The 10167-nt window shown below is 39.6% G+C and carries 3 protein-coding genes; all 3 read left to right on the top strand.

The genetic code is table 11. The features are described from left to right. Window positions 1–3746: hypothetical protein (locus tag GX437_11115; protein ID NLJ08211.1), on the top strand; the 3746-nt coding region annotated here is incomplete at its 5' end. 424 nt (window positions 3747–4170) lie between these two features. Beyond that, on the top strand, window positions 4171–7392 hold the full coding sequence (locus tag GX437_11110; protein NLJ08210.1) for a PKD domain-containing protein: 3222 nt from the start codon (window positions 4171–4173) through the stop codon (window positions 7390–7392). Between the two features lie 94 nt (window positions 7393–7486). Further along, the gene (locus GX437_11105; protein NLJ08209.1) at window positions 7487–10024 is read left to right on the top strand and encodes a hypothetical protein; all 2538 of its coding nucleotides are present in this window, start codon (window positions 7487–7489) and stop codon (window positions 10022–10024) included. Window positions 10025–10167 lie beyond the last annotated feature (143 nt).

Below are 10167 nucleotides of genomic sequence, written 5' to 3'. Positions count from 1 at the left end.
TGTTTTTATCAGTATCGTTTTTCAATTTTGCCCAGAATGCGGGGAAGAGCCTGAATTTTGACGGTTCAAATGATTATGTTTCCATTGATACTAATTTCAATATTTCAGGTGGCATGTCGGTGGAGCTTTGGTTTAAAACCACTACCTCAACACCCTCTGCACTTTTCGGGCAATCAAAACTCTTACCGACTGTAAATCCTGGTAGTTTCGTCCCGACAATTGCCATTACTTCTTCCGGTAAATTGCGGGCTGAATACTGGACAGGTGCTTTGGGTGATATTACCACCTCTTTTTCTGTGAATGATGGTAAATGGCATCATGTTGCTTTCACTACCTCTGTCGATACCCAGACATTGTATGTCGATGGGGTAAAGATAGGAAGCAGGGCAGGTTCACTCTTACAAAACTGGTGGCATTATACTCAAATCGGGACGGGTTATGACGGAGGAACCAGGTTGGGTGGAAGTGGTGCATGGCGTTATGCTGCAGCAGATATTGATGAGGTCAGGGTTTGGGACACTATTCTTCCTGAAGCAACTGTCAGGGATTGGATGTATCGATCTCTCAATCCGGCTCATCCCTATTATTCTTCTTTAAGAGGCTATTATAAATTTAACGAAGGTACAGGCTCAACTTCTTATGATTCAAGTACTTATAAATTTGATGGGAGTATGAAGAATTTTGGCAGCGCGCCATGGTCTGCTTCTTATGTTCCCATGATTTCAATACCGACACTCTTTAAAAACAATACTGCGGCAGTCTGGCCGGCAAAAAGCAGTAATTCTTCTTCTGTCATGAGTATTTCATCGGGTATCAGTGGCAGCACTTATGTCGTTTTCGGTCATAACAATAATCCATTGAACTACAATACAGTTGACAAGCCCTCATTTATTCAGAAGCGCCTTTCGCGAAGCTGGCGGGTAGAAAAAGAAGGCTCGGTTACAGCCGATTTTGTTTTTGATTACGCTTTGCTGGATACCACAGGCTTCAACTCCTATAAATTACTGATATCTTCTGATACTTCGTTCAGCAATGCCAGCATCAAAGACGGGGTAAAAACAGGTTACAAAAAAATCAAATTTTCCAATGTTACCGTTCAGGATTCATTTTATTATACCATTGGCGCCTATGATTTTCAGAAGCCAACGGTAAAACTAAAATCATTCGATAAAATTAAAGCTTTCAGGGCAGAAATCAGCGGAGAGGTGGTGGATGATGGCGGGAAATATACCATCAGGGGAATTTGCTGGTCAACGACTTCCAGTCCCGATACATCGCTTTCAACCAAGATTATCAGTGGAAGTGGAAATGGTGTTTTCAAAGTGAATATCAGTAATTTATCTGCTAACACCACGTATCATGTCAGAGCCTTTGCCTATAATGCCATGGGTTTGTCATACAGCAATGATACGACTTTTACTACACCTTCAGCTACTCTTCCTTCTGTTCAGACCATTGGTTTGCTTAATCTTTATGTTGATTCAGTATTATGTGCTGCAAAAATAACCTCAGATGGCAATGACGATCTGACCCAATGCGGTTTGTGCTGGTCAGTAAATCCCAATCCAACCGTTTCCCTTTCTTCAAAAGTGATTTTGGGAAATGATACCGGTACTTATTTATCCATTATCAAAAACCTGAACAGGGGTACCAAATATTATATCCGGGCATTTGCCACCAACTCTATCGGGACCTCGTATGGAGGCGACAGCACCTTTATAACCGCAGGGCCTCCCGAAGTAGTGATAAATAATATCAACTCCATTGGCTACTATACGGCAAATGTGGAGTCAGAAATCACCAATTCGGGGCAGAAACCTATTCTGGAAAAAGGCATCTGCTGGTCAACTCAGCCAAATCCCCGCTTAAAAACAGCTGCTCATAAAGCTTTTGGATCGGGGATGGGAAAATATTCCCTCAACATGACCAACCTGAACGCCAACACATTATATTATGTCAGTGCCTATGCCATCAACATGGTGGATACCGCTTACAGCATCGATTCCACTTTTAAAACCTTAAAGACAAAACCACCAACAGTTATCACTTCCGGTATTAATAATATTACCGACAAATCGGCACTTGGAGGAGGAAATGTTACCAATGACGGAGGTGCAGAAATCCTTTACAAAGGAGTTTGCTGGAGCAAAAATGCCAATCCTGATGTGAGTTTATCTACCAAAACAATGGATGGGAAAAATCTGGGTGCTTTCACGAGTGTTATCACCGGATTATCAAAAGGTACTACCTACCATGTGCGTGCCTATGCCATCAATGCCTATGATACTGCATACGGAGGAGATACCGTATTTAAGACACTGGATGCAGCAAAAGTAATGACCGATTCTGTAACAAATATCAGCGGCAGTTCGGCTACCTGTGGTGGTACTGTAACCGATGACGGAGGAAGCTACATCCTGAGAAGAGGGGTTTGCTGGGCTGTTTTTCATGACCCGGCAATTACCAATTCGAGCTTTACGACAGATGGTTTTGGAAAAGGACATTTTACCAGCACACTCAGTTTTCTCTTACCTGCTACAACCTATTATGTCAGAGCCTATGCCATTAACTCCACTGATACTTCTTATGGAAATGAAGTCAGCTTTAAAACTCCTTCTGCACCGGTTGTTACTACTGCTGCGGTAACTTCGGTTACAGGCGTATCGGCTGTTTGCGGTGGAAATGTGGTTTCAGGGGAAAATGTCAATGCGAGAGGGGTGGTCTGGAGTAAATATCCGAATCCGACCATTGGACTTCCGACAAAAACCAATGATGGCAGCGGACCGGGGGTGTTTTCAAGCAATATAACCAATCTGACACGAAATACGAAATATTATGTAAGAGCTTACGCCACCAACAGTATCGGCACTTCGTACGGGAATGAGCTTAGTTTTACTACTGCCGACAAAGCTACTGTCGTTACAAAAGACCCGATCATTAAAAATCACGGAGAGGTTGAGTGTGGAGGAAATGTGGTCAGTGACGGAGGGATGGAGGTTACCCGCAGAGGTGTATGCTGGGACACTCTGCCAAATCCTGCAGTAGGGCTGAATTCTACAGATGAGGGTATTGGAACGGGTAATTTCGTTTCGCTTTTGAAAGGATTAAATGTTGATACTGAGTATTTTATCAGGGCTTATGCCATTAATGGGGTTGATACGGCTTATGGTGAAGTTAAAAACTTTACAATAACTCCTCCGTTTGCAGCAACCGGGACATCTGCAAATATAACTTATACAGAAGCAGATATTTACGGAACCATCAATGCACGGGGACAATGGACAGACATCCGTTTTGAATACGGGCTGACACCGGCTTATGGCAATTCAGTTCCCGGAAATCCTTCCTCTTCTTCAGCCCAGACCAGTGAAAACATCAATGCACATATAACTGGTTTGACGCACAATACCACCTATCATTACCGTATCATAGCCGAAAACAATCATGGCATCAGTTATGGAGCCGACTCTGTTTTTACCACGCCATTCAACAGCAGTATTGATGGCCTGAATGATCATAATTATTTTATCATCCGGCAGGATGGAAGGCAAATCACCATCATACCGCTAAATAATTCTGATGAAAATTATACATTGACCTTGTTTGATTTGCTTGGTAATCAGCTTTTTAGTCTAAATTCTGCAGAAAAATTCAGTTTTATTCCGGATGTGCCTGAGGCACTCTATATTTTACGAATCAGCCAAAAAGATAAAACTTTTCAGTTCAAATTACTGATTGGCAATTAGCAGAGTCATGTGGTTTTATATTGATCTGATATTCAAAAGGATATAAATAGTCTTATGTCATTATTCCTCTTTCACACGGGCAATCAGTAATACAAGTTGGGTAAAGTGAATAGTCCGGTCTGTGATGGGTGATGAGTAATGGGTAATGAATAATGAGATAAGTGTTCCGTATTTTTCGTGCCTGATGAAGACTGCCTATTGCATACTTTTTAATTGCCTGGTGCCTGCTTTTAGCATAAAAGGCTGAGAATGTGATGTAAAGAGGTTTTGGATGGTCAACTAATTAGACTGCTTAAAAATAATAAAACTGATTCTTAGAAAATTAAAGTCTGACTTTTCTAAACCTGATTCAGACAATATGCGTCAGTAAAAGCAATTACTGTAATTGACCCAATGAAAAATATTCAATTTTTAAAATAATTCTATGAAAAAACACTTCTATTTCTTCATATTAATAATTCCTCTGATTTTTTTATTTTCAGCCAGGGCTCAGCAATTGCCAACCATCAATGTAACTTATAAAAATAATCCATCGGATGGATACATTTTTCTGGCAAATTATGGCTCAGCCACTGCAGGAGTCAATTATCTGCTAATTCTGGATAAACAGGGAAGAATAATTTTCGCCAAGTCCTTTCCTTACACGATGAACGGCAGCTTACTCGATTTTAAAGTACTGCCCAATAATAAATATTCCTTTTTTAACTCAAAGATGAACCAGCATTACATATTAGACAAAAACTTTAATATTATCAACACGGTTAAGGCGAAAAACGGTTATTCCCCCAATAATCATGAGCTTGTCATGTCTGAGGATAATAAATATTTTATTATCGCAGATGAAACCAGAAGTATTGATATGTCAAAGATTGTTTCGGGAGGCAATACAAATGCTCAGGTTACCGGAAATGTTATTCAGGGAATAGATTCCAACGACAATTTAATCTTTGAATGGAAAATTCTGGATCATATTCCAATCACTGACCATGCAGGAGATCTGACTGCTCCGTCTTTCGATTTTGCTCATACCAATTCTCTTTTTCTGGATACTGATTCGTCCATTCTTCTGTGTAATCCTGCATTAAATGAAATTACCAGGGTCAGTCTTAAAGATGGAAGAATAATCTGGAGGTTTGGATTAAATTCAAACGGTAATCAGTTTACCTTTGTCAACGACACCCTGGGTTTTATTTTTCAGCATTCTGTCAACAGATTGCATAACGGAAATCTGACACTCTTTGATAATGGTCTTGGCCGTTATGCCCGTGCAGTTGAATATGAAATTGATGAAAATTTAAAAACAGCTAAGCTTGTTTTTCAATACAGGCATAATCCTGACGTAACTGGTCCGTCAATGGGTAGTGTCATCAGGTTACCGAATGGCAATACCTTTATCGGATGGGGCTCTGCCAATAAAATGACCGAAGTGGATACAAATGGCAACTGCGTTTTTGAGGCTACATTCCCCAACACTACCTACCGCGCATTGAAGTATGATATTCCCAATCCAATTGCCCATTTAATATCGGGCACGACTGAAGTTTGCCGGGGAGAAATCGCTACCTATACTGCAACACCATTCGCAAATAGTGCATATTCATGGAATATTACCAATGGCACCATAGTCAGCGGACAGGGAACAAATGAAGTTACTGTCAGGTGGACTACAAACGGAACAGGTGTTGTGAAATTAACCAAAGCAAATTCGCAGAATCAGAAGGATATTTTTTTAATTTATGTAAACATTCTGCCTGCTCCTGACTTAAAAATGATTGTTGAAAAAAACTGTAAAGAAGTCAGGTTCATTGATTCCACCCAAAATGTCATTAACCGCTTATGGAGTTTTGGAGATGGCGATACTTCAGTTTTACCGGAAATTAACCATTTTTATGGAGCATCCGGGTCTTTTAATGTTTCACTCAAAGTAATGAATAATTATGGTTGTTACGATTCAAATATTGTGAACCTGATAGTTCCCGACACGCCTAAAGCTGATTTCTATATTGATTCTGTTGTGTGTGTTAATCAGTATGTTACGGTAACCAACAATACGTTTAATGCTGATAATTTCTATTGGAATTTCGGAAATTCTGCCACTTCGGATGTTAAAAACCCTTTGCCTTTCTTCTTTGACTCTGCCGGCATTTACCATGTTAAATTAATTGCCTCAAATTCAGGCTGTATGGATTCCATTATTCAAACAGTTAATGTTTACAGCAATCCAAAAGCTTATTTTGTATTTGATAAAATCTGTCAGGGAGTCAGATTTACGGATTCCTCTCTGAACCATCTCAATCAGGTTTGGGACCTGGGTGACGGTCAATTCTCATCATCAGGCAGGTTTGAACATATTTATAAACTTCCCGGCAGCTATCAGGTCAAACTTAAAGTTTTTAACAGCATGGGTTGTGTGGATTCAAGTATCCGGACAATATTTATTCCTGCTCCTCCCAAAGCTGATTTTAGTCTCGATTCGGTTGTTTGTGAAGGACAGAATGTACATATCTCCAACCAATCGACCAATGCAGACACTTTTTACTGGGATTTGGGGAATTCAGTGAATTCAAATCTCAAAGACCCGTTGCCATACTTTTACGATAAATCAGGAACTTTTGAAGTCAGATTAGTGGCTTCAGGATCAAACTGTTTTGATACAATGAAAAAATCTGTTTTAGTGTATCCCAATCCAAAAGCAGAGTTTGGCTTCAGTGAAATATGTCATGGGGCATTGTTTTATGATTCATCATTAAACCATAACGATTTGGTCTGGGACTTTGGTGATGGCTCAACATCCACCTCTGCGATTGTCAGGCATTTCTACAATGGCCCCGGGAACTATGAAGTCAAACTGAAAGTAGTTGATCATCATGGTTGTGCAGATTCTGTCGTTCATTCTGTCATGATTCCTCCTGCACCAAAAGCTTACTTTAGTACCGATCCTGTTGTCTGTGTCAATGAGGAAATCACTATTCAAAATAATTCAGTCTTTGCCGGTTATTTCTTATGGGATTTTGGAGATACACGGACTTCTTTCCTGTCAACTCCTGAACCTTTTTCTTACAGTAAACCAGGCTCTTATCAGATAAAACTAATAGCATCTGACTCATTTTGTTCTGATTCATTTTTTCAAACTATTGTTGTGGCTCCTGATCCCGAAGTAATATTCAATTCCTTTCAGCTATCAGATTCAAGCATTCAGTTTATTGATTTTTCAACTATCTCAAGCGGCTCTGTTATTTATTGGGTATGGAATTTTGGAGATGGTTCAACATCAGCAGAACGGAATCCGGTACATAGCTTTTCATCACCCGGTGTTTATTGGGTTGAATTATGTGTTAGTTCAGATGCAGGTTGTGTCAGTTGCGAAAAAAAATCATTTGTTTTAAAATCAAATGGAACAGAGCAGCCGGAATCAGAAGATATGATTACAATTTTCCCCAATCCTAATCATGGTATTTTTACCGTTTCATTATCAAAAATCCCTGATTTTATACTGATAATCAACATGTTGGGAGAGGAAGTGTTAAAAGTTAAACCCCAAACTGAAACTGAAATTATTGACCTGTCTGGTCAACCCAATGGTTTTTACCTGCTTAAACTAATTATTGACGGACGAGAACAAACATTCAGACTGATAAAGATGTAGCCTGATAATCCTGTAAGTCCCCTCATTTTTTTATGATTATGGATTTTGTTTCAGTCAGCATCTTTGTAGTCAGTTTTAACTGGCTTTTTCAATAATGAAATACTTACATATTACTTTAGTCATTTTCCTCTTTTTACGGCCTTTTCAAATATATCCCCAGCAATGTGGTTACGAACACCTCAATGCTTTTGTGCTGAATATTCATGCTAAAGGAAGCAATGAGAATATCAAAGGCTTGAAAATTTATCTGGTTGATGAAAATAATAAACCTTATTTTTCAAAATTTGAGGTGATACCACATGAGATGGGTGAAACGTGGAGAACAGAATATGACACCATGATGTTCTGGAACAATTCAGATAAAAATATCCGGCTCAAGGGCTCTTATCCGCTGAGCGGACTGAGATGTGCCGGAGCTGAAGACAATTATCTGATTATCATTCCTGAATATGAAGGATTTAAGACAAATCCCGGTCAGACTCCCTTTTATCAGGCGAGGATTGTAGATGTTGATGGTGAGGCAAACGGAGGTTTTTTCCCAACGAAAACGGTCAGATTACCTTACGGAAGGTCAATCAACCTTTGTAAAACGGATTTTGTTAATCATACCATTAGCAATAGTCCTCATCACTCCGATTTTTGCGAAGATGGAAAAATTTACCGACCTATTGAAATTATTCCTGACAAAGATCAGGAGCCAATGATGGAAGAATCATTCAATCAGGATGTTTTTGGTTATACGCCTGTATTTGATACGCTCAGATCGCGTTTTGGTGACGACAGCCTGTATGCGGTTAAGTCGGTGGTGGTCAGAAGCCAGCGGGAAATGAAAGTATTACAGGTGCTGGAGATTCCTGAATTGTATTTCCAACAGGCCGCAAGAGCAGAATATTTGATAAAATTCGGAGATTTTTATAATGACAATCATTCCGGCATCAGGGATTTTTACGTTAAAACCGGCCATCACAAAGACTCCAATGGTTTGTATTACGAAAAAAAGGTATTTTTCTCCTTCAACCATCGTACAGGTTTTTTTGATTTAGATACCCTTTTAAGTAACTATTACAATGTGGAAGTTTTTGATAAGCTTAATAAAATCATCAGGAATAGTTACCAGTTGACTCCTGACACTATTTTCCAGTATTCTTACCAGTTAATTGATAAAAATTGGATTAAAGTCAATACTTACAGAACACCACGTAAAAAGGTTGTTTATACGTCAGGTACGGAGAATTCCAATAATCCTGAGAAAAAGAAGGAAGACATCATCTGGTTGACAGGCAATGTACACCGGCTGAAAGCATTTTCCCCTTTCAATCAGGATGAAAATGTGGTAATTGTTAAGGACACTTTCAGATTTATCAATCATACGGATAAAACGCTAAAACTTGAAAAACCCTATTCTGACAATCCACGGATTTTTACTTTGAGCCAGGAGGTAAAACCAAACGACACCGGGTTTGTATATTACACTGAATATCTGACCTTTCCGCAAGAATATCCGGATATTGCAGAACGCATTTTATTTCTGAACAATCCGGGATATGTGAACCAGTATTGCAAGGTTCAGTTTGTATTATCAGGTTTTAAGGCACAGCGGATTTATTCAAAAACAGGTAAAATTGAAAAGGAGTTTTATCCGCATGTTTCCGGTAAAATTCAATATGAACTTGATTTTGATGAAAATGGCAAACACACCGCCTTTGGCCTGAAAATGAAAGACAGCGATGAAAGGCAGGGAATATGGAAATTCTGGGACGAAAAAGGAAACCTTACCTACACAACCTATTCAAAAACCATCGGAATACAGGCAGGCAACAAATATTCGGCAGAGCATCATCCCTGCAGGATAGCAGTGCGGGAAAATGGCAAATGGATTCAGCCCTTCAGCTGGGAAAACAGTCAGGCAAGCTGGTGCTGCATCAAAGAAAATACAGACAGCATCCGTATTTTCACCGATTCATCTTCCAACGCCATCAGAATTGACTTCGCTCAATTGAATGATGGCAGCCGTTTTCAGCTTTTTCTGATTAATCATGGCGATTTCTTCATCAGGCAAGGTTATTACAACATGGCTCTGGAACTGAGTCCTGACAAATATGCAGTGGTTTGGGATCGCTATTTTATTCATCTTGACTATGAAAATAAAATCAGCAACGATAGCCTGATGAAGCTATTGGTAGCAAAATATCCCGGAGTTAAATCTTTCAGTGTTTTTGGCAGGGCAGAGCATGATGCACTTGATCTTTCTGAATTAAGCAGCACAAAGAGAAAAGAATACCTTGAAAAACTCAGCAATGAACGCTATATTCTCAAACTATCGCAACTTTTCCGTTTTCCTCCCTACCATGCTTACACCTACTCCGATGGACAGCTTACGCTCACCATCAACCATTACATGAAAAACGATGATATTTGCAAAATAGTCAACCAATTTGGTTTCGGACTTGCCTCCCCTGACCCGATGGCTGGCGGAAGCTGGACAGTCCGTTACCTGCCTAAACTTCTCGATAAAACCTTTTTTGAAAACTTCAACAAGCTTTGCAGCGACCCGAATGTAATGATGGGAAGTGTGAGTACGTTTGGGGTGATGGAGGCGGAATCAAAGAGAAATTCTGATAAAAATTATTGAGAAATATTTTGCGAAAAGTAGCAAATTGTGCTACCATTCGCAAAAATTATCTTGCATGAAATTAAGCAGACAAATACAATACAGAATAAAAAACTGGGCATAATCGAGTAGACTGCCCCGCCACCTTTCGATAGTGGGGAGAG

It is taken from the genome of Sphingobacteriales bacterium (assembly GCA_012517435.1).
In the GTDB taxonomy this organism is placed as follows: Bacteria; Bacteroidota; Bacteroidia; order CAILMK01; family JAAYUY01; genus JAAYUY01.
Note: the sequence above shows the minus strand (reverse complement) of the source record. Positions and strands in the feature narration are given on the sequence as shown.